Below are 23,329 nucleotides of genomic sequence, written 5' to 3'. Positions count from 1 at the left end.
CCAATCCTTTTTTCTCGGGAAGGAACGCCTATGAAGCCCCTGAACATCGTGGTTCTCGAAGGATACGTGAACAACCCCGGCGACCTCAGCTGGGACGCCCTCGAATCGTACGGCGCCGTCACCGTGTACGACCGCACGCCGCGCGACCAGCTGGCGCAGCGGGTGGCCGAGGCCGACATCGCCGTGTCGAGCAAGGTGGTCTGGGACGCCGAAGCGCTCGGCTGGGCGCCGAACCTCAAGATGATCGCGCTCACATCCACCGGCTACAACGTCGTGGACCTCGACGCGGCGCGCGAGCGCGGGGTGACGGTGTCGAACGTGCCGGCCTACTCCACGCCCGACGTGGCGCAGATGACGTTCGCCCTGCTGCTGGAGCTGTGCCTGCACGTGGGCGAGCACTCCCAGCTGGTCATGGACGGCGGCTGGACGCGCGCCAAGGATTTCTCGTTCTGGAACACGCCGCTCGTGGAGCTGGCGGGCAAGACGCTGGGCATCGTGGGCATGGGAAGCATCGGGCAGGCCGTATGCCGCATCGCCCGCGCCTTCGGCATGCTCGTGGTGTTCGAGAACCGCTCGGCGAAACCGCAGTTCGAAGGCGACGGCATGCGCCAGGTGGACCTCGACGAGCTGCTGGCCGCCTCGGACGTGGTGAGCCTGCACGTGCCGGCCACGCCCGCGACCGACCGCATGATGAACGCGCGCACCATCGCCCGCATGAAGGAGGGTGCCTACCTGCTGAACACCGCGCGCGGCACGCTCGTGGACGAGCAGGCCGCAGTGGACGCGCTGCGCTCGGGCAAGCTGGCCGGCTTCGCGGCCGACGTCGTGTCGGTGGAGCCCATGCGCGCTGACAACCCCCTGCTGCAGGCGCAGGGCCTCAACATCGTCGTGACGCCCCACATCGCCTGGGCCACCCACGAGGCCCGCGCCCGCCTGCTGGCCACGGTAGCCGCCAACGTAGGCGCCTTCGTCGAGGGGCATCCGCAGAACGTGGTGTAGCATGTGCCGCCGCGCCTCAGGCGCGGCGGCAGCGTCATGCTAGTGCTGCGGGACGTTCTTCCGGGCGTTGAGGGCGAGGACGCCGAACAGCGCCACGAGGATCGCGCCGGCGATGCCGATGATGAACACGTTCGAGAATCCCGCCGCGTCGACGATGAAGCCCCATACGCTCGCGGCGAACGCGCCCGCCAGCGACCCCACCATCGCGATGCGCGAATAGATGGTCGAATACTCGCGCGTGCCGAAGATCGTGCGCACCATGAGCGGCGCCAGCACGGTCGCGCTTGCGTAGAACACGCCGAACGCGAACCCTCCCGCCAACATGGCCGGCACCGAGCCCGGAACCAGCCACATGACGGCGAGGCCGAGCGCGCCGCACCCGGTGGACACGAACAGGCCGACGTACACGCTGGCCTTGTCGTTGATGATGCCGAGCACCACCTTGCCGATGGCCTGGCCGAGCATCGCCGCCGACGCCAAGGTCGCGGAAATGGCCACGACGTCGGGGTACTGGGTGAGCGACGTCGCGTACGACGGCAGGTACTGGTAGAAATTGATGGCCAGGTTGATGAGCCCGGCGAAAACGGCGACGAGGAAGAACGCCGCCGTCCTCAGGGCGACGGCGGCCGTCGCACCGCTCGCGGCCTCGACCCCCGCACTCCCCGGAACGGCCTCTGCCGCCCCCACCGGCTCCAGCCCCTTGTCGCCGGGAAAGCTGCGCACGCAGAACAGCGTGAACGGCAGCGCCAAAACCAGCGTGATGACGCCGAACACCAGGTACCCCATGCGCCATCCGTCGGGGCCGCTGGCGATGAGAGCGCCTCCCACCAGGTTGAACACCACGCCGCCAATGCCCGTGAACGCCATGCACAAGCCGATGTAGAAGCCCACGTTCTTCCGGAACCACCGATTGATCAGCGTCGGAACCGACAGGATCAGCAACGCCGCCAACCCGACGCCCATGAACGCGCCTGCCACGTAGAACTGCCACACCGCCGTGAAGAACGACATGCAGACAAGCGGCACGCCGATCAGCACCACGGCCGCCGACAGGACCACGCGCAAGTCCTTCGTCTCCATCAGCTTGCCCTCGAACGGCAGCGCGATCGTCGTTGCCAGCAGCATGATGGTGAGGTAGAGCGCGAACACGCCCCTGCCCACTCCCAGCGCCTCGCTCACCGGCGTGAAGAAAATGCCTGCGCAGCTGAGGGCTAGCGCGCAAGGCGCGAAGCACCCGACGATCCCCGTCGCCACCACGAGATACGGAAAGAAGCTCTTCTTTCCCTGCGAAGTTCCCATACCATCCTCCTCTCATTCGAGAGCGGCGTCACCTTCCCGATGAGGCCCCTTTCTTCTGCTCCTTCTTCCATGCCCGAACCGCCTTCGGAACACGTCTGCCGAACGCCATGATCGGCGACTTGTTCTCCCAGATGACCGGCCAACCCGCCGCGATGTCGTCGGCGCCGATCACCACGTCCATGCGCATGCTGTCGAGGGCTTTGCAGTCCATGATCAGCTTCTCCCCGTCGAACTTCATGCCGAACACTTCGACGACGGGGCTCCCGTCCTCGGTGCGCGCCACGATCGAGGGCTTCTTCTGAGGCTTTCCAGCCATGATTCACCTCCTTTTCGGCAATCGACGGGAAGGGACGGCGAAGCGCGTCGCCCCTCCCCGACCGAACGGCTACTTCACCACGTCGCGGAAGTCCACGCCGTAGTCTTCGAGCACCTTCTGCACGCCCGCACGCGCACCTGCCGCGATACCGCCGCCGGGATGGCTGGAGCTGCCGAGGAAGTACAGGTTCTCGATATCGCCGTGATACAGATGCCCCTTGCCGACGATGGGCCGCATGTCGTACATCTGGCTGGGCTGCATGCCGATCTGGCCGATGTCGCCGTGCTTGAACGCAGGGTCCCATTCCGTGTACTCGAGCGGCGTGAGGCCCCATTTGGCGATGATGTCGTCGTCGGTGATGTTCGTCGTCATGCTCTTGAAGAAGTCCCACACCTGCTTCTTCAGCTCGTCGCCGCGCGTCTCCCAGTTGTGCCAGTCGCCGTCGAGGTTCCACGGCGCGTAGCTGTACACGTTCACCACGCTGTGGCCTTCGGGGCAGCGCGTGGGGTCGGTGAGCGACGGGATGGTGATGAGGGGCAGCTTCGGATTGAACCCGCCCAGCGTGTATTCGCTGAACGTCTCGAGGTACTCGGGCTCCCACGGCGCGGCTTCGATGCAGAACGTCTTGTTCACTTCGGGGCCCGTCTTGAACTCGGGCACCTTGCTCAGGGCGAAGGCCTGGTTGAGCGCCATGAAGTCACAGTGCTTGAGTATCTTGACGTAATGGGCGTCCTCGGCCGGAGCGTCGTCGCCCAGCATGTCGAACACGTCCTTGATGTTGATGGTGCTGATCACCGCGTTCTCCGCGCGGTACTCATCGCCGTTCTTCGTGCGCACGCTCTTGACCTCGCCTCCGGCCACGGTGATCTCGTCGACCCACGCGTTCTCGAACAGATCGGCGCCGTTGTCCTCACAGCACGCCTTGAGGGCGTTCACGAAGTTGATGCAGCCGCCCTTCGGGAAGGGCGCGCCGGGATTCGCCGGATCGTGCAAGCCCGCCGTGAAGTACAGCAGCGACGCGGTGCCGATGACGCGCGGGTCGATCATCATCTCGGTGCACCAGCGGGTGAACGTGACGCGCGCCTGCTCGCTTTCGAACCACTCCTCGACGATCTGCTGCGCCGACGAGTTGAGGACGCGCTGGAACTCGCGTCCCTCGGGGCTCATGCTCATGACGTTCATCATGGCGCCGTACGGAGGCGGCGGGGACTGGGAGCCGATGCCGGCCACCGACAGCATCTTGGTCATGTACCGGTTGAATTCGAGGTAGGTCTCGGCATCCTTTTCGGAGAACTTCGCGATGTTCTGACACGACTGGTCGATGTCCTTCGTCATGACGAGGTTCGTGTCGTCCGGGAAAATCGAGCAGAACAGCGAATCGAGATAGCAGTATTCCAAGCCGTATTTCGAGAACAGCCCCAGCTCGTCGCCGCGAACGATGGGCGTCTTCGAGATCATGTTGTGCACCATGCCGCCCGTGTCGGCGATGTAGTCGGGCGCGATCTCCTGCGAACGCGTGCCGCCGCCGAACTCGTCGTTGGCTTCCAGACAGCACACCTTGAATCCCGCCTTCGCCAGGTAGGCGGTGGTCAGCAGACCGTTATGGCCGCCTCCGAGCACCACGAAATCGTACGTTCCTCCAGCCATGTCTCTCCTCCTTCTCGATGAAAGATACGGGCGCGCCCTGCGCCCTTTGGGCGGGTGCGACCCGCCGTCCTCGAGGTGATTGGAGTATATGAAATTGTGCATGTGAACAAATATGACCACAGTTTTGAAAATGGGTTCTGATCGGCTGAAACTATGACCAGTTCGCTCAAAGTGGGTTGATTTTCAGGGTATCAAGAACCACATTCGAGGAACTGGGTGACAGTTCTCGGGAAGGTTTTTTATGCACCCTTTTATAATGGGGCAATCAACCACTTCCGACTCTCCCAGAAAACCAAACGCCCTTCGCAAGGAGTGATGGTCAGTGAGCGTCAAGGATGCCCGGAAGCACGAGTTCGCCGCCACGTTCATGCGCCTGGTCACGGATTCCCCGCCCAACCGTCGCGTAAGCGTCGTGGACATCACCAATGCCATGGGTTGCGAGCGCAAGACGTTCTACTACTATTTCGAGAACGTCGACGATCTAATCATCTGGATATTCCGCTCGTCGTTCAAGCGTACCGTGGAGACGGAGTTCGCCGGGCGCACCTTGGTCAAGCCCCATCCCGAACTGCACGACCCTTACAGCGACTGGCCGTTCTACGTGCGGATCGAGACGGAGGACCGGTTCCTGGCGCAGGGCCCGTACTTCAAGACCATCTCGTATCATTGGGTGGACAATCGCGATTACTACGCCAACATGTTCCGCATAGACAAGCGCTCGTACAACAACCTGTTCGCCTACCTGGTGCAGCTGTACGTTCCGGCGGTGAAGGACGACATCCGGTACATGCTGGGCAGCAAGGTCATCCCGCCCGACGTCTTGAATTTCCTGGCGGAATATCACGTCATGGGCATCTTCGGACGGCTTCAGTGGCACTTCGGCCACACGCACCAGGACATCATGCAAAGCGCGCTCGACCCCTACTGGAACTACGCCCACACCTGTATCAAGCGCACGATCGACCATCTGACGGCGTAAGAGGAAAGCGCTTCGCGGGGTGATGGGCGGGCGCATGTTCGCCTTGGTTACCCATCCGTTACCTACGGGGTCGCCGATCCATAAAACATGCATCCGCACGACATACGATGATCAACTCCAGCTTCTATAATGGCTACAGCAAGCGAAAGGCTCCCCTCCTTTCAGTTTGCATCTGCTTACCCCTTAAAGCAGAGTCGGTACCCAATAGGTACCGCATCCCCCTCCTTGCGGCCCGGTGGAGCTCCCCTCTCCCCGGGCCAATCTCTTTTTTCGGACGAACCCCCTTTCGGTGCAGCGCCGCAGGTCGGATGACGAACCCGCACGCACGAAGGGGCCGCATCGAAAGACACGGCCCCTTCGTGGGGGAATTCGGGAGGGCGAATCGCCTTCCCGCAATCGACGGAACTACGCTCCGGCGTTCTCTTTAGCCACTTCCTGCCCGGCGATACGGCCGAACACGACGCAGTCGGTAATGGCGCAGCTGCCCAAGCGAACAGCCCCGTGCGTGCCGCCCGCGATCTCGCCTGCGGCGTACAGGCCGGGGATCGGCTCGTAATCCTGATCGGTCACCTGCGCCTGAAGATTGGTCATCAGGCCGCCCATGGTATGGTGAACCTTGGGCCAGAGCTTGGCGGCATAGAAGGGCGGCGTCGCTATGGGTGCAGCGTCCGCAAGGAACAGCGAACCGAAATCGTCATCGACGCCGGCGCTGACGAAACCGTTCCAGCGATCCACTTCCGCAACGAATACGTCTTTGGGGATGGAGAATTCATCGGCTATCTCCTCGAGCGTTTGGAACTCGAGGATGACGCCTTTCTCCAAGCCGCCCTCCATGATGCGCGGTGCCACTTGTTTCTCGGCCGCAGGAGCGTCGCCGATAATCAAGGTGACGTGGTTGAGCTCGAGCATCTTGTCGGCACGCTCTTTGCGATCGCCCGTCTCTTTGACGAAGCGCTTTCCCGTCTCGGGATCGATCATGAGGCCCCATCCTACCAGACGCTCGCAGAACTGCGGGCAAAAGCCGAATCCCGGCTCGTCGGGACTCGTCCAAGGGCCAAGCTGAATCCAATCCATATGCACGTCCATGGCCTTGTGCTTCAGCGCCTCTCGAAGCGCCTCGCCCGTCGCTCCCTCATGGTTGGTGGAGCTCAGCTCTTCGGTGAGGCGAGGTTCGTGAATCGTCCTCATCTTCACGTCGTTGGAGAAGCCGCCGGAAGCGAGCACGACGCCCTTGTTCGCCTTGATATAGGCTATGTCGCCGCCGTCTTCCTTTCCGAGGGTATAATGCTCTCGCACCTCGGCTCCCACGATGCGCCCGTTCTCGTCCTCGATCAGCCTTTCGAGCTTCGTCTTGAGTTCGACTTCGGATCCAAGCTCTTCAAGCTTGGCGACTTGGGCCTTGATGATATCGGCCCCCGTCGCGTTCGAGGTCGTGTTGGTACGGGGGACCGAATGGCCGCCATGGAAATTCAGCTTCGTGAACTCGACGCCCAACGTGGTGCACCATTCCACCGCAGCCGCGGAGTTCTCGACCACCGTTTTCACCCGATCGACATGGTTGTACTTCTTACCAGCCTTGAGCATATCGGCCACCATGAGGTCGGTGCTGTCCTCAACGCCGGCCTCCTTTTGAAGCGGCGTGCCCACCGCCGCCATGTCTCCCCCGTTGAGCGCCGAGTTACCGCCGTATACGGGCATCTTGTCGATGAGGACGACGTTGCTGCCCGCCTCGATGGCCTCGATGGCCGCAGCCAAGCCGGCAAACCCCGAGCCGACAACGAGAACATCGGTCTCCCGATCCCATTTGACCGCGGAAGCCGAAAGATCCTCGGCTGCGGCTTCCGACGACCCCGACGCGCCGCTCGCGCATCCTGCAAGCATGGATCCACCCACCAAAGCAGCACTTGCGAGCCCGGCCTTTTTAAGGAATTCCCGCCTTCCCACCGATTCCGCCATGATAGTTCCCCTTTCACAAGCGTCTGGATGTCGGCCCCCCGACGATCCTTTTGGATTACTGCGCTTCGAGCATACAATCCGGCGAACCCGCCCGTGAAGCAATGAGAAGTTGGGCAGCCCAACCATTTCGGAACCACCCCCTCCCAGCACACGTACATCGTAGGAGCCCCTCAGGCAGGCCGACGCCTATGCACCCTGCCGCATGGGGAATCTGGTATGATCGACGGAAAGCGGAGAGCGCGTATCGAGAAGGGGAGATGCTCGATTATGCAGGACAGCTTGAACCATATGCTCAAACTCGACATGAGGCAGCTTGAGTACTTCGTCGCCGCCGCGTCGTCGGGCAGCTTCTCGTCGGCCGCGAAGAGGTCGTTCGTCTCTCCCCAGGCGATCTCGAAAGGGGTGCAGATACTCGAGCACAGCATTGGCGCATCTCTTTTCGATCGCGGACCCAACGGCATCGAGCTTACCGCGTTCGGCGCTCTGTTCTACGAGGAAGCGAAGACCGTCCTCGAATCGCTCGATAGGCTGCAAAACATGGCGGCGCGGTACCAGCGGGAGAACGCCGTGCCGTTGAACGTCGGGGTCCACTCGCTGTGCCTCAAGGAAAACGGGGGCACCATCGATTGGAACGACCTGCTCGCATTCTCCGACGCGCACAGCGACGCCGCCCCGGTATTCCTCGAGATGCGCGGCAATTCCATCATCGAATCGGTTGCCTCGGGCGAGGTGGGTTTCGGGATCAGCGTACTGGACGGAGCCGCGCTCGACGAATTCGACAGCATGGTGCTCCATCGTTTCCCCCTGGCGGCGGTGCTCCCCCGATCGGACGCGGCGTTCGCGCACAAGAAAGCCGCCAGCATCAAGGAGCTCGCTTCCGGCCATCTCATGCTGTTCCCTGAAGACAACGCGTTCAACAGCTTCTTCACCGAACAGGCTCGGAAGGAAAAGCTCGAGTTGAAGCTATCGCCCCTTCAAATCCGCACGGTCAACGATATCGATTTCATCAAAGGGCGCAACCTGTACACGGTACGCCCCTACCAGCACGCGACGAGGACGACGCGAAGCGACCATACTCGGATCCTGCCCATCCTCGACGCCGACGACAATCAGATAGCAATGCCCCTCTCGATATTCTGGCAAAAAGGCAAGAAGCTCCTCGAATTGGAGGAGCAGTTCGTTGCCATGGTCGTCAGCCTCTATCGCACGGCAAAGCATCCGCAACCGGCAGAGGCATGAGCGCGCTTCCTCGCACGCCGCTGGGGCTTCTCTACCCGTTCTTGCGGGCGAACAGCACGTTGTTCGTTTCGAGCCAGCTTTCCACGGTGCCGGTGTCGAAGCCGTCGGCGGGGTCGATGACGAGCGCGTACATCTCCTCCTCGCGCAGCACGGCGTCGAGCGCGTCGGTCAGCTGGATCTCGCCGCCCACGCCGGGCTCCACGTCGGCCAGCAGCTCCATCACGCGCGCGCTCAGCAGGTAGCGGCCGAACACGGCCAGGTTCGAGGGCGCATCCTCGAGCGCAGGCTTCTCCACCAGCGCGTCCACCTTCCACACGTCGTCGGACACGGCCGCACCGGCGATGACGCCGAAGCGGCTCACCTGGTCGTCCGGCACCGGCATGACCGCGATGACGCTGGCGCCGCCGTGCGCGTCGGATACCTCCTGCATGCGCGGCAGCATCTTGTTGTCAGGCACCAGCACGTCGCCCAGCAGCACGTAAAACGGCTCGTCGCCCGTCTTCTCGTGCGCGCAGCGCACCGCATGCCCCAGGCCCAGCGCCTCGTCCTGGTACACGTAACTCACGTTGTAGTTGCCCACGCGCTCCACCGCGTCGGCGTACGAGTCCTTCCCGCGCGCCCGCAGCAGCTCCACGAGCTCTGGGTTCGGCGTGAAGTGATCCTCGATGGCCTTCTTCTCGCGGCTGTTGATGATGACCACCTCGTCGGCGTCCGACGCGAGGCCCTCCTCCACCACGTACTGGATGGCCGGACGATCCACCACGAGCAGCATTTCCTTCGGCTGCGCTTTCGTGGCGGGCAGGAAGCGCGTGCCGAGGCCGGCAGCGGGAATGAGAGCCTTCATACGACGAACCTTTCTCGATAACGTACGCGAAGCGCCGCAAAAGCGGCGCCTCGTTCATTGCGTTCAGCTATTGTAGCACGAGCGAAAAGCCCGTCGCCATGCTACTGCTTCGCCTGCAGCTCCGCGACGGCCTCTTCCAGAACCGTCATCTGCGCCTCGGCCTTTTTGTAGCTCAGCATGATGATCAGCACGTACACCAGGATAGCCACCCACATGAGCGCATACGCCCCGATGACGAACGGCATCGACGGGACGATGGTGCTGTATATCTCAGCGAGAACCGAATTCATATCAATCAACCTTCCTTCGCATGCTCAACCGCGTTGCCCGCGGCGGAACCCTTAATCTTCCAACTGCTCCTTCAGCGCTTCGACGCGTTCGGTCAGGCGAACCTGGCGGAAGCGGAAGCGGTACAGCGCGTACCCGACCATGAGGATGCCGGCGAGGCAAAACATGAGCGTGATGCCCATATCGCCCGACATGCCGCCCTCGCGCACGACCACCGGATGGATGCTCGAGGGGATGAGGCGCGTCACCATGAAGCAGATCGGCACGTCGATGAGGGCGATGATGCTGAGCACCGCCCCGTACGTCGCGCGCCGCTCGGGCTCGTCGATGGCGTTGCGCAGGATGAAGTACGCGATGATGATGAGCATGAGGATGAGGTACGTCGTCAGACGCGGATCCCAGGTCCACCACACGCCCCACTCGAACCGCGTCCACAGATCGCCCGTGATCATGGTGCACGCAACGAACAGCAGCGCTATCTCCATCGCGATCTTCGAGCAGGTGTCGAATCGGCGGTTCTTCGTCATGAGGAAGCGCACGGCGTAGTAGCCCGCGAACGCAAGCGCCACGAACGACGTGATGGCAACCGGCATGTGGAAGTAGAAGATCTTCTGCGACAACAGCAGCACGTTGGTCACCATCTGGCCGCCGATCATCTCGACGCCGTTCACCGCGGCGCCGTTGACGGGCGATGCCCAAAGGAACGCCAGCAAGAAGCCGATCGTCGACAGCACGGCGCCCGCAATGAGCACCGCCGGCGCGATCCGGTCGGGCCATTGGCCCGCCTCCGGAAGCTTGAGCGCCTTTTTCGTTTCCTCAGTCATACCGCTCCTTTTCTCTCAAGCGCTAATCACAAAATCATACAGGACCCACGATACGAGGATCATGATCACGTCGTAGCCGCCGGCCAGCGCCAACGACGTCAGCATCACGTCCGCATACCCCTCCGCACCCACGATGGCCGCGGTCGTCGCAGACACGCAGGCGTACAGCAGCGGGAATATGAGCGGGATGAACAGCACGGCCAGCATGACGTCCTTGCCGCGCGTGTTGATGGTGATGGTGGACAGCAACGTGCCGATGCCCGCCACGCCGATGGTGCCGATGAGCAGGGGCACCACGAGCAGCCAGAAGCTCTCCGAGGGCGTGGTGGTGGTCAGGAAGAAGAAGTAGAACAGCGGCACGGCGATCACTTCCACCACCAGCAGGAACAGCAAGTTCGACGTCGCCTTCGCCAGGAAGACGACCGAGCGGTCCATCGGCACGAGCAGGATGCCCTCGAGGCAGCCCTGCTCCTTCTCGTGCGCGAACGAGCGGTTGAGCCCCAGCAGCGACGTGAACACGATGAGCGCCCACAGGAGGCCGCCGCTCATCTGCAGCACGTCGGTGGTCTGCGAGGTCTGCGCGAGCGCCGCGCCGTACACGATGATCACGAGCAGCGCGTAGATGCCCATGGACGTGAGCATCTCCTTCGTGCGGAACTCCTGCTCCAGGTCCTTGCGCAGCAGCGTCTTGTACTGCTGGAACGTCGAGGGCTTCTTCAGCGTGACCGCCATTTACGCCACCCCCATGCCAACCGTCGAACGGTACAGGGCCGCGAACTCGTCGAAGTCGAACGCGCCCTTCTCGTCGAACGCCACCACCTTGCCCTTCGCCAGCACGAGTGCGTGCGTGCACATGGCGAAGCCCTTCTGCAGGTCGTGGCTCACCATGACGAACGTGCGGTCTTCGCGCTGCTGCTCGATGAGGCCGTCGAATATCTCCACCGCGTGCGGGTCGAGGCCCGAGTACGGCTCGTCCAGGAACACGACGCCGGGATCGTGGATGAGCGCGCGAGCGATGGACAGGCGCTGCGTCATGCCGCGCGAGAACGTGCGTACCACGTCGAGGCGGCGATGCTTGAGCTCCACCGCCTCCAGCAGCTCGAGGACGCGCGCCTCGGGATTCTCCACCCCGTAGAGGCGCGCGTAGATCAACAGGTTCTGCTCTGCCGTCAGGTCGGGGTAGAGCATCGAGTTATGCGAGATGAGGCCGATGTGGTCGCGCGCCTTGTCGGGATCTTCCTTCAGGTCCACGCCCATGAGCAGGGCTTCCCCCGACGTGGCCCGCGACAGCGTGGACAGCACGCGCAGCAGCGTCGTCTTGCCCGCGCCGTTCGGCCCGAAGATGGACAGGAACGCGCCCTGCGGCACCTCGATCGACACGTTGTCGACGGCCCGGCGGTTGCCGAACACCTTCGAGAGCTTCTTGGTCTTGATCGCGGGTTCCACCACGGCCTCCATGACGGGTTACGCCTCGTCTTTCGCGGGTTCGAGCTTCTCGGTCTTCTCGGCCACCTCGACCACCACGGCGTCGGCGTCGACGCCCTTCGGCGCCTCCGTGCCGTCAGCCAGCTTGCGCTTCGCGCCGCGTCGGCCGACGGTGGCGATGAGCACGCCCGCCATCAGCAGGCCGAAGCCGATCCACACCTGCGAGATCAGCGGGTTCACGCGCACGTCCATCGAGAAGTCGCCGTCGGAGTTCACGCCGCGGTACACCACGAACAGGTCCTCGGTCGGGAACGAGATGACGCTGGCCACGAGCTTCTGCTGCTGCGTGGACTGGACGAACTGCACGGTGGGGCTCACCGCGCCGACGAACTCGCCGTCCTTGTACACGTCGAAGTTCACCGTGTACAGGATGTCGTCGTCGTTCGGCTGCGGGTCGATGACGTTGCCGGTGTAGCGCAGCTCGAAGTCCTGGATGACGAACGATTCGGGAGCCGAGTCGGTCTCCTCGTCGTACTTCACGTACCCCGTCTTCTCGGTCACGTACATGGACGAGCCGATGAGGCCCACGAGGATCACGGCCATGCCCAGGTGGGCGACGAAGCCGCCGAACGTGGACGCGCGGTTCACCAACATGCCCCAGGCGGACGCCAGCACGTTGCCGCCGTGGCCCTTCTGGTACCCGCGGATGGCGCGGCCCAGCATGAACAGCGAGTTGAAGAACAGCAGGCTGGCCACCAACAGGCCCACCACGGCCACGCCGTTGTAGTACCACGACGGGCCCTGCTCCAGGAGGCCGTCGGCCTCGGTGCCGCCCGCCGCCAGGATGGCGTTGTAGCTGGGCAGCAGGTAGGTGACGAAGTAGAACATGAGCACGGCGAACAGCACGACGGCGCAGACGGCCGGGATGCGGGCGCGCTTCCAGAACTGCTTGCCCTCGGTGCGGCCCCACGAAAGCAGCGGGCACACGGCGAGGATGGCCAGGTAGATCACGCCGAGCGGGCGCGCGATGGCGTTGTACGTGCCGGCCGACACCGACTGGCCGCCGAACGGCAGCTGCGAGGGCAGCGCCGAGGAGATGGTCATGTACGTCAGCAGGACGGCGAACACGACCATGATGACGTTGTTGAAGTAGTAGGCGGCATCCTTCGATAGCATGTTCTCCACGTCGTCGGCACCGGAGCCGGCCGGGCCGAAGCTCTTCCACCGCACGACGAGGCCCACGATGCCGGCCAGGATGGAGGCGCCGATGAGCACGCCGAACAGCGCGAGCGACACCGGGTCGCCCTCGAAGGCGTGCACCGACTGCACGAGGCCCGAGCGCGAGATGAACGTGCCCACGATGACGAACGCGAACGTCAGGCACGCGCACATCACCGACCAGCGCTTGAAGGCGCCGCGCTGGCGGTACACGGTGAAGCTGTGGATGAGCGCCACGCCGACGATCCACGACAGCAAGCTGGCGTTCTCGACGGGGTCCCAACCCCAGTAGCCGCCCCAGCCGAGCACGACGTACGCCCAGATGGCGCCCAGACCGATGCCCACGCCCAGGAAGAACCAGGAGAACAGCGTGTAGCGCTGCGAGCGCACGACCCACTCCTTGGAGGAGTCGTTCACGATGATGGCGGCGATGGCGTACGCGAACGGAATGGTGAGGCCCGCGTAACCCACGAACAGGGTGGGCGGGTGGATGGCCATGGCCCAGTGCTCGAGCAGCGTGTTCATGCCGAGCACCGACGCGGCGCTCGTCAGGTTGCCCGAGCCGTCGAAGTACTTGGCCGGCGTGGCCGTGAACGGCATGTTGCTCTCGGAGAACAGCAGCACGCCCACGAACGCGGCCATGACGAGCTGCGACACGAGCAGGGCCATGGAATCAAGCTTGCGGCCCGACTTCATGTTGCGCACGGCAACCACGGAGTTGAACAGCGAGATGAGCCACGCCCAGAACAGCAGCGAGCCTTCGCGGCCGGCCCACAGGCCCGACAGCTTGTAGAGCCAGGCGAGGTCGCTCGAGGAGTCGCTGTGGTAGCGCAGCACGTACTCGATGCTCATATCGCCCGAGAAGAAGCAGTACACCAGGATGGCGCAGCATACGGTGAGGGCCGCCATGGACAGGAGCACGGCGACATGGCCGCCCCACGTCAGCGTTTCCCCCACGCCGCCGGGCTTCTTGCGGGACAGGATCGCCCCCGCAATCAGGCACACGACGGATACCGCTACGCCGGCGAACGCGACGAGCAGTCCGATCAAACCTATTGTTGGCATGTACTATCCTTTCGGGGGCGGCGGGAAGCCGCCCCTCATTTCATGGGGAGCGACTTAGCCCTCGAGGGCCACTTCGGTCGCGGTGAACTTGCCCTGCGCGTTCAAGGAGCCGGTCAGGACGAGCGACGAGCCGTCCTTCACCTCGTCCGAGATCGCGTCGTCGAACTCCACGGGAAGCTCTTCGCCGTTTTCAGGATCGACGAGCACGAAGCGATCGCCCTCGCCCGCTGCCTTCAGCGTGCCTTCCTTCACCGTGCCGGACACCTTCACCGGCTTGTCGACGACCTCGTCACCGTAACCCGTCAACTGGGAGACCGTGAGCGCGTCCGTAGCGTTTTCGTACTTGGACGGGCACTTCGTCACCAGCTCGCTGGCGTTGAGCACGCCGTCCTGGCCGATCTTGCCCGTGCAGATCGCCGTCACGTCGTTGCCGAACGTGGCGGAAACGCCACCCTCGAAGCGCACGTGAAGCTGCTGGGATGCGTCCCCGTTCGGATCGTAAATGTCGAACGTCAGCACGTTGTCCTCGGTCACGAACGAGTTCTCGACGACGTTGCCGCTCACTTGGATTTTCTGGTCCGCGTAGTTCCCCGTTGCAGCCTCCGCCACCGACACGGTCTTCGCGGAACTCGCCCCGCCCACGACGGCCAAAATGACCACCAGCACGATGACGATGACCCCGGTCACCACAACCATGCGGCGCTTCGTTTTCGCGTTCACGCTCGCCTCCTTATTTGTCTCTCTCCAACCGTCATTTTCACGTACCTCAAAGTTCCGAGGAGCGCAATGGCACGGAATTCAAAGATTCACCATGCGCGGCGCTCGATGCGCCTCGATGCGGGAGCTGTGCAGCCACCATTTCGTTCTTCGGACCTTTGACAAAAGGAGCCCGTCCAAGCGTACGATTGCGCTTCGGCGGGCTCCCTCTTGCTTATTCAGTTCTCTGCTCGCGAACGAGCGGTGGTGCTTGGTGGCTTACGCCGCCGTCGAAAGCTTGTTGGCCTCGGCAACGGTCAGCCAGCCCTCCGGCACTTCGGCTTCGCTGTGGCACTGCGTGCAGTACATCACGGAAGCGCGGTGCGCCTTGTGGCACTCGCTGCACTCGATCTCGCCGTGCTGCGCCTGGTGCGGATTGAACTCCATGTCGCTCGTGGCCTTGATCAGGTCGTCGCGCGTCAGGTTGTGGCAGCTCTCGTTCAGGCAGAACTCGTCGCTGTCAAGACCGCGCGCCTCGGTCAGCATCTCCGTGTCGCGCTCTTCAAGCGGATACACGTAGTTGCCGGTAACCCAGTTCAAGCCCTCGGACATCTGCTCGCTCAGCGTAGGCACATGGCAAGACATGCAGTCCTTGCCCTGAGTCTTGTGCGAAACGGCCAGCATCGCGTTCGTGTTGCTCACTTCGTTGCCCCACTTGTCGACGCCCGTCGTGCCCGCTTCCTGCTCGTACGTTTCAAGGTACTCGTCCATCGGCGTGTGGCAGATGGCGGCGCAGAAGCTCGGCTGCTCGTGCCAAACCCAGAAGCCGGCACCGGCTGCAATCAAGACAACCACGACAACACCCACGACGATGGGCCACTTCTTTCCCTTTTTCTTGGGAGCGGCTTCCTCGGTCGTAGAGCCTTCAGTCGCAGGTGCCTCAGTGGCGGCTTCCACTTTGGTTTCCTCTTCGCTCATGCTCTCTAACCCCCTTTCGATTTTCTCGTCTTGTATTTCCGTCGTCTCCGTTACAAGTTGGCATCGATTTCGGTGCCAAACGGAAACACAAGCACTTTACCACAAGCATACTACCGGTCAACCGACAAAAAACCTATCACCCATTTGGGGGGAATTAGCCCGGATTGCCCCCGTTTTTCGTGTGATAAAGCCCTTTTCGGCAGATTTTTCAAGCAAAGGGGTCGAAACTCCCAAGATGGGGAAAGGAAGCCAGGCTTCCTTTCCCCATCCCTCGAAAGACGTTGGAGAGAACGTCGTTGTCGGCTATGCGAGCATCGTCAGAGCTTCGTCGACAGCGGCCTCGGCCTTGTCGAGCGTCTCGTCGGTCAGCTTGGAGTTATGCGCTCCCTCGCTGTTTTCAACCATCACGAAATCCCAGTAGAACTGAGCGTTGCGCTGGAGCGTCTGCAGCTTGGCAAGCTCCTCGGACGCAGCGGGGATGTCGGTCTTGGCCTCGCTGGCAGCCTTCATGGCGGCGATCTCGTCGGCGTACTTCTCGGCGATCTTGCCGGTCATGTCTTCGATCTTCTCGCTGATCGAGGTCACGCGCTCTTCTTCGCTGGCCTGGATGTCCTTGACCTTCTTCTCCAGGTCGTCATGGCACTTGCTGCAGTCGTTCTCGATGAGCTGCTTGTTCTCGAGCGGGCTCGTCCAGTTGTGGGACGTGTACTCGCCGTTCTCGCCCTCGGCCGGAGCCATGTGGCAGTCGGCGCAGCCGTAGCCGGCCTTGGCCATCGGCGACTGGTCGCCGCCGTACATGGTCTCGAACTCGGGGTGCTGAACCTTGATCATCGGAGCGAACGTGTCAGCGTGGTTCCAGTCCTTGAAGTTCATATCGTCGTAGTACGCAAGGATGGCGTCCGGGGTCATCTGGTCGAGGCCCGTGTAGGGGTTCGACGTGGCCTTCGTCTCGCCATCGAAGTAATACTCGTTGTGGCACTGGCCGCACACCTGAGCGTTCATCGGGGCCTTGCTGCCCTCGCCGGCATCCTTGCCGAGCGAATCCACGAAGTACGAACCCGTCACGTTGAGCGTCTGCGGGTCGTTCTCGTGGCAGTTGTAGCAGCTGATCGGCTCGTCGAACTCATCGATCAGGTCGTTGAACTTCTCCTTGTACACACCCTCGCCCTCGTCCTCGACCATCTTCGTGAACTGCGGGGTCTTGCAGGTGATGCAACCGGCGAGCTGTTCCTTCTTCGTGGTACGCGGGGTTTCCTTCACGCTCTGCAGCGTGTACAGGTGGCTCGACGCCTCGTCGTAGCCCAGCGCGAACGCGTAGCCCTTGTACATGGTGTTCAGAGCCGGGTACAGCTCCAGGTAGTTGTGCTTGCCGGAATCGGGCGAATTGGACTCGTTCTCCAGGTACGATGCGTACTGATCCGGATATGCGTCCTTCCACGACTCGGCAACGACAACGCCGAACTTGTCCGCCTCAGGCGTTTCCACCTGAACCGTTTTGTTCTCGTCTGCCTTCTGGTCCGTCTTGTCGTCTGTAGTTGCCTGGGGCGCGCATGCGACCAACCCCATGACCATACCAAACGCGCACACGGAGGCGGTCCAGACGGCAAGTTTGTTCCTCTTAGTCTTAGCCATACATTCTCCTCCCTTCGACTGACGATCTCTCCTCCACAAAATATACAACCTTTCTTAACGAAATGTGCGAGGATCAACGTTCTTGGGGGATTCCCACCAACCTCCTAGGGAAAAACCCTATCTAACTATTCGCAGGTCAGAATGGTAAAGCGCCGCGATCAGGCTCAATGTGAAGTTTTATGGTCAACGATTTTTTGAAACGCGGTGAAAAAGCGCGATCCGTCCTCGCCGGCCTTGCCGCACGCCTTATCGGAAGATGACGTAGCGGGAAAGCAGCCAGCCCCACACGCCTTGGCACGCCATGCACCCGAGCTTCGCAAGCAGCGGGTCCACGCCGAGCGCCGGCGCATGGGCCAGCACGAAGCTGCTGAACGCCAGGTTCCACAGCCACAGCAGCACGAACAGCGCGACGCTGCGCCCCATGCTGCTGGACGATTTGAACGTGACGGAGCGGTTCATGAGGAATTGATAGGTGGCCGAGCACGCAATGGCCGCCGCGTTGGCGATCTGCCGGTCGAGCACCAGCCCCAGCAACGCGAACACCGCCAGCTCCACCACCGTCTGGCTTGCCGAGACGCCGACGTACTTCGCCATCATGGCGAGCGTCCGTCCCCGCTTCGCGGGAGCCGCGTCGGAAGAAGCCTGTGCGTCCATCGGGTCCATGGAACGCAGTGTAGCAAACGAGAACCCGCCCGCGCACCTGCGCGCGTGTGCCTTTTGTGAAAGCCGAGCCGATGCATCCGCCGGTCCGCTCCTTCTGATATAGTCCGAAACCGGACTAATTAGTCTGATTTCGGACTACCATCGAGAAAGGAGTGGCCGCATGGAAAGCAAGGACAACGCGTTGGACGCGCAGGCGGCGACCGACCATCATCACGGAAAGCACTACACGCACCTGCCGAAGCGCTCGGTGCTGGCGGTGTTCGTCGGCCTCGTCATCGCCATGGTGGCGGCAGCGCTCGACCAGACCATCGTGTCCACCGCCCTGCCCACCATCGTGGGCGATTTGGGCGGCGTGAACCAGATGCTGTGGGTGACGACGGCCTACGTGCTGACGGCCACCGTCGTGATGCCCGTCTACGGCAAGGTGGGCGACCTCGTCGGGCGCAAGGGGCTGTTCATCTTCGCGCTTGCGCTGTTCACCGTCGGGTCGGTGGTATGCGCGCTGGCGTCGAACATGGGGATGCTCATCGCGGGACGCGGCATCCAAGGACTGGGAGGCGGCGGGCTGATGATCTTGGCGCAGGCCATCATCGCCGACGTGGTCCCCGCGCGTGACCGCGGCAAGTACATGGGCGTCATGGGCGTGGCCTTCGTGCTGCCCATGCTGGTGGGGCCGTTGCTGGGCGGGCTGTTCACCGATCACCTGAGCTGGCACTGGGCGTTCTGGATCAACGTGCCCCTCGCGCTCGTGGCGGCCATCGCGGCCGTCCGCTTCCTCCCCAAACCGCAGCATAAGGAGTCGCTGGCGTCGTTCGACGTGTGGGGCACCGTGTTCATCACGGCCGCCGTGGTGGCGCTCGTGCTGGCAACCTCGTGGGGCGGCGTGCGCTACGACTGGGAGTCTCCCCAGATCATCGGGCTGTTTATAGGAGTGGCGGCGTTCTCCGCGCTGTTCGTGCTAGCCGAGCGCCGCGCGAAGACCCCGCTCATGCCCCTGTCCATCTTCAAGAACCGCACGTTCGTGCTGTCCACCCTCGCCGGCCTGTTCGTCATGTTCGCGCTCATGGCCTCCATGACCTACCTGCCGACGTTCTTCCAGATCGTGCACGGCATGAACGCCACCACCGCGGGCTACATGGAGATCCCGATGAGCGTGGTCTACCTCGTGTCGTCGCTGGTATCCGGCTTCCTGGTGAGCAGGAACGGCCGCTACAAGAAGCTCATGATCGTGAGCTTCGCGCTGGTCATCGCCGGCCTCGTGGCGATGACCACCATCACGCAGGACACGTCGGTGGTGCTGATCGTCGGAGGGTTCCTCGTGGTCCTCGGCTTCGGCATGGGGCTAAGCTTCGAGATCCTCGTGCTGATCGTGCAGAACGAGTTCCCCGCCTCGGAGGTGGGCACGGTCACCGCCGCCACCAACTTCTTCCGCGAAGTGGGCACCACGCTGGGCGCCTCGGTGGCGGGCGCCATCTTCACGAGGGGGCTGGCCAGCACGCTCTCCGAGAAGCTGGCGAGCTTCGGCGGCCTCGAGGCGCTGGGCGTCGAGGCGAACTCCATCACGCCGGGCATCGTGCATATGCTGCCGGGCGAGCTGCAGCGCGCCATCGGCGGCGCGTACACCGACGCGCTGGTTCCCATGTTCGTGGCCATGGTGCCGCTGGCGATCATCGGGACGGTGCTCATGCTGCTCCTGAAGGAGAAGCCGCTCGCGAAAGAGCAGGCGCGCGAGGCGGCGGGGCTCTAGCGGGGACGGGTCGCGCGGTGCGGGGCGCGGCGGGACTCGTGGCGTGGCGCGGGGCGCGCGGCTACTCCTGCAGCGTGAGAACCGCAGCGGGCTCCTTGTTGAGGGCGGCGCAGGTGGGAACGAGCGTCGCTGTCAGGACGAGGACGAAGCCCGCGAGCGAGACGACAAGCCCCTCGCCGAACGCGAGGTTCGCGAACAGGGGCAACCCCACCGCGTACGCGATGGTTGCGTTGGACGCGACCACGGCCGCCGCGCCCACAAGCGTGGCGGTGACCGCGTGGATGAGCGCCTCGCAGACAGCCGCCCCCAGCATCGTCTGGGGGCGCGCCCCGCTCGCGATGAGCAGGGCGACGTCGCGGGTGCGCGAGCGCGACGTCATGACCACGCTCACCGCTGCGCCGATGGCGCACAGGAGGATGGGGCCGCCGAACATGAGGAGAGCCGTGGTGAAGTCGATGCCGTTGAAATCGGCGTCGCCTTGGAGCCGCGCCCATGCGGCCCACACGCTGACGCTGGAATAGATGCCCGCAACCAAGCCGAAGCCCACCATGACGGGCGTCTCGACCGAGGTGCTGGTGCTCAACCCGTAGCGCGCGGTGTGCCGCGCGAGATACCAGGCGTTCCAGCGCGCTTGCGGCACGAGCGCCGTCCACGCCCTCAGCACGGCCGAGAACACGAGGGGCGCGAGGGGCGCCACCGTCGCCACCATGAGGATGGGCACGTAGAGCGAGTAGTTCACGACCACGTCGGGGGTGGATCCCACCATGATCGAGACGACCCATCCGGTGCAGACGGCAAGCGCGGCGAACAGCAGCGCACGCAACCACGTCATGCCCGCGCGCTTGGGTTCCGGCTCGCGCAGCACGGTGAGCGGCGGCGTGGTGCCCGCGCTGCGGGCGCCCTTCAACCCTCCGAGCAGGAACACGCCGGTCACCACGAGCCAGACGGCGGGCATCATCGTCGCGCCCACTTCGGGAACCACCTGCGCATATTCGCCGCGCGCGCCGAACACGAGCGGGAACAGCGGCACGAACGTGACCGCTGCGAGCAGCGTGCCGCACGCGGCGCCCACCATCGACACCACGGCCAGCTGGACGAGCACCACCGCGCTCACCAGCCGCGGCTTCACGTTCGCCAGCTGCCACAAGGCGTAGGAGCGCCGCTGCACCGACACGGTCAGGTTCGCGGCCGACGCGAGCACGATCACGGCGGCGACCACCGAGAACGCGATCACCACCGAGCTGACATTCTGGAGGTTCCGATAGGCGGTCGCCGTCGCCTCGATCGACGCCGCCCAGCCGCCGATGTAGCCGCAGCCTACCGCCACGAAGAACGCGCCGAGCCACGTGACGGCGTGGTCGCGCAAGTCCGAGAACACGAGCCGCATCATGCCCGTTCCCCCTTCTCCTCCAACGCATTGAATATCTGGGCCGCGCTCGAGCGCCCCAATTCCGCGACCACCCGACCGTCCTTCAACACGAGGACGCGGTCGGCCAGCGACGCGGCTTCCAGGTCGTGGGTCACCATCACCACCGAGCGCTGCGGGTCGTCGGCGATGCCGCGCAGCATGCCCAGCACCTCGCGGCCGTTGCGCGAGTCCAGCGCGCCGGTGGGCTCGTCGGCGAAGATCACGTCCGCGCCGCCCGCGAGCGCGCGGGCGATGGCCACGCGCTGCTGCTCGCCGCCCGACAGGTCGCCGGGGCGGCTCTTCTCCCGACCGCCCAGGCCGACGCTTTCGAGCACCGCGCGCGTCCGGTCTGCAGAGAGCGGACGGCCCGCCAGGCGCGCGGGCAGCGACACGTTCTCCCCCGCGCTCAGCGAGGGGATGAGGTTGTACGACTGGAAGATGAAGCCCACGTGGTCGCGGCGCGTCTTGAACAGCGCCGTGCGGCTTGCGCGCACGACCTGTCGGCCCATCACCTCGATGGAGCCGGCGTCGGCCGATTCCAGCCCCGACAGGCAGTACAGCAGCGTCGACTTCCCCGAGCCGCTGGGCCCCACGATGCTGACCATCTCGCCGGGTTCAACGCGCAGGCTGACGCCGCGCAGCACGTCGACGACCCGCCGCTTGCGCCCCCTCCCCGCACTGAACGATTTCTTCACCTCGTGTGCGACGACGGTGGCACGCGTACGCTCTCCTGCCGTGCCCATGCGTTCTCTCTCAGTGCCCATGCGCTCTCCTTTGGATTTTGGCATCATTGACCGGGGCGAAGGAGCCTTCGCCTTGCGTTGAACCATATGAACGAGCGGTTTGAAATGGCGCGCGAGACGCCTTAGCGGCTGCTCCGCGCGGAACGGAACGCCTTGATCGCGGCGCATACGATGCCGCCGACGGGCCACGCCAGCAAGAAGAAGGCTGCCGCGGGCGTGAACGCCAGCACGAGGCCGACCGCCGTCGCCACGCACATGACGGCCGCGTAGGTGCCGCTCTCGCGCCTGGCACGGCGGGCGCGCTCGGCGAGGTCGTCGTCGCCCATGGCCTCGATCTGCTCCTCGCTCATGCCGCCGAGCGACCTGCGGTTGTAGCGCGCGAGGTTGCAGCGCGATCCCAGCAGGCAGCTGCGCACGATGACGAACACGCCGACCGCAGCGCACATGAAGAACACCGCGCTTGCGAGCCACACGTCCGCTTGCAGCACGATGGTCGCAGCCATCCCCGCCAAGACTACGGCGATACCCGCCACGAGCCCCGTCGAAAGGGTCGTTCGAGCTTGGATTTTCTGGTCGGCCGTGTAGAAGTCGTCGACGAAGGGGTGCGCCTTGCGGAACGCGCTGCGCTCGAACGACGCGGGAAGGATGAGCGCGAGTCCGGCGGCCGCGCCGACGAACACGAGCGCGGTTGCGAAGTTGCGCACCTCAAGCGTCGGCATGAGCGCGGGATCGGACAGCAACAGCGCCAGCGCGGCGCCCAGGATGATGACGGCGATGCCGAGCGGGAGCTTCCACGCGAACGTGCGCATAGCCTGGTCGTAGCCGGTCACGTCCTGCGGCTTCCCCGCTGGCACGCTGGAGGCCTCGGCGGCCGGGCGCGCGGTCAGGTCGCCGCACACCAGCTCGTCGAGCGTGCATTCGAACAGGGCGCACATGCGCAGCAGCTTGTCCATTTCCGGGTACGCGCGCTCGGCCTCCCATTTCGACACCGATTGGCGGCTGACGCCCAGCAGCATGGCAAGCTGCTCCTGCGTCATGTTGCGCGTGGCGCGCAGGTGTTGCATGTTGTCGCGAAAGCTCATGGGTCCATCCTTCGTTTGTGCGATCGATGCCCCTATAGTGCGGGCGCCCCGGCGCTCGCTCAACCAACTTCCGGCTTCTTTTTCGCAGATCGCGTGACAACTTTCGGTATCGAATCGCAGGTCAGAGCGTAGTATACCCCAACACAAAAAATCGGGGAGGCCGTTGGCCTCCCCGATCAAGTTTCCGTGGTGGAGATGAAGGGATTCGAACCCTCGACCCCCACGTTGCGAACGTGGTGCTCTCCCAGCTGAGCTACATCCCCACGGAGTAATACGCTTTC

21 protein-coding genes and 1 tRNA gene are annotated in these 23,329 nt (G+C 63.8%); 4 read left to right on the top strand and 18 right to left on the bottom strand.

Annotation, left to right across the window (positions count from 1 at the left end):
- Positions 1–30: 30 nt before the first annotated feature.
- Positions 31–999, top strand: coding sequence for a D-2-hydroxyacid dehydrogenase (locus H8S61_RS08860; RefSeq protein WP_255466536.1), 969 nt, complete (start codon positions 31–33; stop codon positions 997–999).
- A 39-nt stretch (positions 1,000–1,038) separates the two neighbouring features.
- On the opposite strand, the gene H8S61_RS08855 is transcribed toward H8S61_RS08860, so the two are convergent.
- The 3 genes from H8S61_RS08855 to H8S61_RS08845 all read right to left on the bottom strand — a co-directional run bounded on the left by H8S61_RS08855 (position 1,039) and on the right by H8S61_RS08845 (position 4,261).
- A complete protein-coding gene (locus tag H8S61_RS08855) occupies positions 1,039–2,298 on the bottom strand; it encodes an MFS transporter (RefSeq protein ID WP_186938728.1) in 1,260 nt (419 codons plus the stop codon).
- Between the two features lie 28 nt (positions 2,299–2,326).
- Positions 2,327–2,614: a hypothetical protein gene (locus H8S61_RS08850; RefSeq protein WP_160941247.1), complete on the bottom strand. Its 288-nt coding sequence runs from the start codon at positions 2,612–2,614 to the stop codon at positions 2,327–2,329.
- A 69-nt stretch (positions 2,615–2,683) separates the two neighbouring features.
- On the bottom strand, positions 2,684–4,261 hold the full coding sequence (locus H8S61_RS08845) for a phytoene desaturase family protein (RefSeq protein WP_186938727.1): 1,578 nt from the start codon (positions 4,259–4,261) through the stop codon (positions 2,684–2,686).
- Positions 4,262–4,583: 322 nt separating this feature from the next.
- Between H8S61_RS08845 and H8S61_RS08840 the strand changes: the two genes are divergently transcribed.
- Positions 4,584–5,240 (top strand): hypothetical protein, encoded by a 657-nt coding sequence (locus H8S61_RS08840; protein ID WP_186938726.1) that lies wholly within the window; start codon positions 4,584–4,586, stop codon positions 5,238–5,240.
- A gap of 405 nt (positions 5,241–5,645) precedes the next feature.
- On the opposite strand, the gene H8S61_RS08835 is transcribed toward H8S61_RS08840, so the two are convergent.
- Entirely contained in the window at positions 5,646–7,196 is a 1,551-nt protein-coding gene (locus tag H8S61_RS08835) for a flavocytochrome c (protein ID WP_186938725.1), read from the bottom strand.
- A 216-nt stretch (positions 7,197–7,412) separates the two neighbouring features.
- Here H8S61_RS08835 and H8S61_RS08830 point away from each other — a divergent pair, with 216 nt between their 5' ends.
- Complete coding sequence (locus H8S61_RS08830; protein ID WP_186938724.1) at positions 7,413–8,435, top strand: LysR family transcriptional regulator; 1,023 nt, start codon at positions 7,413–7,415, stop codon at positions 8,433–8,435.
- Positions 8,436–8,466: 31 nt separating this feature from the next.
- Here the strand turns inward: H8S61_RS08830 and H8S61_RS08825 are convergent, their stop codons facing one another.
- The 10 genes from H8S61_RS08825 to H8S61_RS08780 all read right to left on the bottom strand — a co-directional run bounded on the left by H8S61_RS08825 (position 8,467) and on the right by H8S61_RS08780 (position 18,059).
- Positions 8,467–9,279, bottom strand: coding sequence for a UTP--glucose-1-phosphate uridylyltransferase (locus H8S61_RS08825; protein ID WP_186938723.1), 813 nt, complete (start codon positions 9,277–9,279; stop codon positions 8,467–8,469).
- Positions 9,280–9,380: 101 nt separating this feature from the next.
- Positions 9,381–9,569, bottom strand: a complete 189-nt coding sequence (locus H8S61_RS08820) for a hypothetical protein (RefSeq protein ID WP_160941251.1) — start codon at positions 9,567–9,569, stop codon at positions 9,381–9,383.
- Between the two features lie 51 nt (positions 9,570–9,620).
- On the bottom strand, positions 9,621–10,391 hold the full coding sequence (locus H8S61_RS08815; RefSeq protein ID WP_160941252.1) for a cytochrome c biogenesis protein: 771 nt from the start codon (positions 10,389–10,391) through the stop codon (positions 9,621–9,623).
- A 15-nt stretch (positions 10,392–10,406) separates the two neighbouring features.
- Positions 10,407–11,123, bottom strand: coding sequence for a heme exporter protein CcmB (locus H8S61_RS08810; RefSeq protein ID WP_160941253.1), 717 nt, complete (start codon positions 11,121–11,123; stop codon positions 10,407–10,409).
- On the bottom strand, positions 11,124–11,837 hold the full coding sequence (locus H8S61_RS08805) for an ABC transporter ATP-binding protein (protein ID WP_436231603.1): 714 nt from the start codon (positions 11,835–11,837) through the stop codon (positions 11,124–11,126).
- An 18-nt stretch (positions 11,838–11,855) separates the two neighbouring features.
- Entirely contained in the window at positions 11,856–14,099 is a 2,244-nt protein-coding gene (locus H8S61_RS08800) for a heme lyase CcmF/NrfE family subunit (RefSeq protein ID WP_244977574.1), read from the bottom strand.
- A 54-nt stretch (positions 14,100–14,153) separates the two neighbouring features.
- Positions 14,154–14,819 (bottom strand): cytochrome c maturation protein CcmE domain-containing protein, encoded by a 666-nt coding sequence (locus H8S61_RS08795; protein WP_186938722.1) that lies wholly within the window; start codon positions 14,817–14,819, stop codon positions 14,154–14,156.
- Positions 14,820–15,074: 255 nt separating this feature from the next.
- On the bottom strand, positions 15,075–15,773 hold the full coding sequence (cgr1, locus tag H8S61_RS08790) for a cytochrome c-type protein Cgr1 (RefSeq protein WP_160941256.1): 699 nt from the start codon (positions 15,771–15,773) through the stop codon (positions 15,075–15,077).
- Positions 15,774–16,076: 303 nt separating this feature from the next.
- A complete protein-coding gene (locus tag H8S61_RS08785; RefSeq protein ID WP_186938721.1) occupies positions 16,077–17,405 on the bottom strand; it encodes an ammonia-forming cytochrome c nitrite reductase subunit c552 in 1,329 nt (442 codons plus the stop codon).
- A 246-nt stretch (positions 17,406–17,651) separates the two neighbouring features.
- Positions 17,652–18,059 carry a GtrA family protein gene (locus H8S61_RS08780; RefSeq protein WP_218958871.1) on the bottom strand — a complete coding sequence of 136 codons (408 nt, stop codon included), beginning with the start codon at positions 18,057–18,059 and terminating at the stop codon, positions 17,652–17,654.
- 169 nt (positions 18,060–18,228) lie between these two features.
- On the opposite strand from H8S61_RS08780, the gene H8S61_RS08775 reads away from it, so the two are divergent.
- On the top strand, positions 18,229–19,815 hold the full coding sequence (locus tag H8S61_RS08775; protein ID WP_186938720.1) for an MDR family MFS transporter: 1,587 nt from the start codon (positions 18,229–18,231) through the stop codon (positions 19,813–19,815).
- A gap of 61 nt (positions 19,816–19,876) precedes the next feature.
- On the opposite strand, the gene H8S61_RS08770 is transcribed toward H8S61_RS08775, so the two are convergent.
- From H8S61_RS08770 to H8S61_RS08755, 4 genes are all read right to left on the bottom strand, one after another.
- Positions 19,877–21,205 carry an FtsX-like permease family protein gene (locus H8S61_RS08770; protein WP_186938719.1) on the bottom strand — a complete coding sequence of 443 codons (1,329 nt, stop codon included), beginning with the start codon at positions 21,203–21,205 and terminating at the stop codon, positions 19,877–19,879.
- Entirely contained in the window at positions 21,202–21,987 is a 786-nt protein-coding gene (locus H8S61_RS08765) for an ABC transporter ATP-binding protein (RefSeq protein WP_255466535.1), read from the bottom strand. Before H8S61_RS08765 ends, H8S61_RS08770 begins: the two co-directional genes overlap by 4 nt.
- A gap of 101 nt (positions 21,988–22,088) precedes the next feature.
- On the bottom strand, positions 22,089–23,048 hold the full coding sequence (locus tag H8S61_RS08760) for a helix-turn-helix transcriptional regulator (protein WP_186938718.1): 960 nt from the start codon (positions 23,046–23,048) through the stop codon (positions 22,089–22,091).
- A 187-nt stretch (positions 23,049–23,235) separates the two neighbouring features.
- Positions 23,236–23,311 (bottom strand) — tRNA-Ala (locus tag H8S61_RS08755).
- Between the last annotated feature and the right edge of the window lie 18 nt (positions 23,312–23,329).

Origin of the sequence: Eggerthella hominis (genome assembly GCF_014287365.1) — a bacterium.
In the GTDB taxonomy this organism is placed as follows: Bacteria; Actinomycetota; Coriobacteriia; order Coriobacteriales; family Eggerthellaceae; genus Eggerthella; species Eggerthella guodeyinii.
The sequence above is the reverse complement of the archived record's forward strand: the minus strand, read 5'-3'. Positions and strand labels throughout refer to the sequence as shown.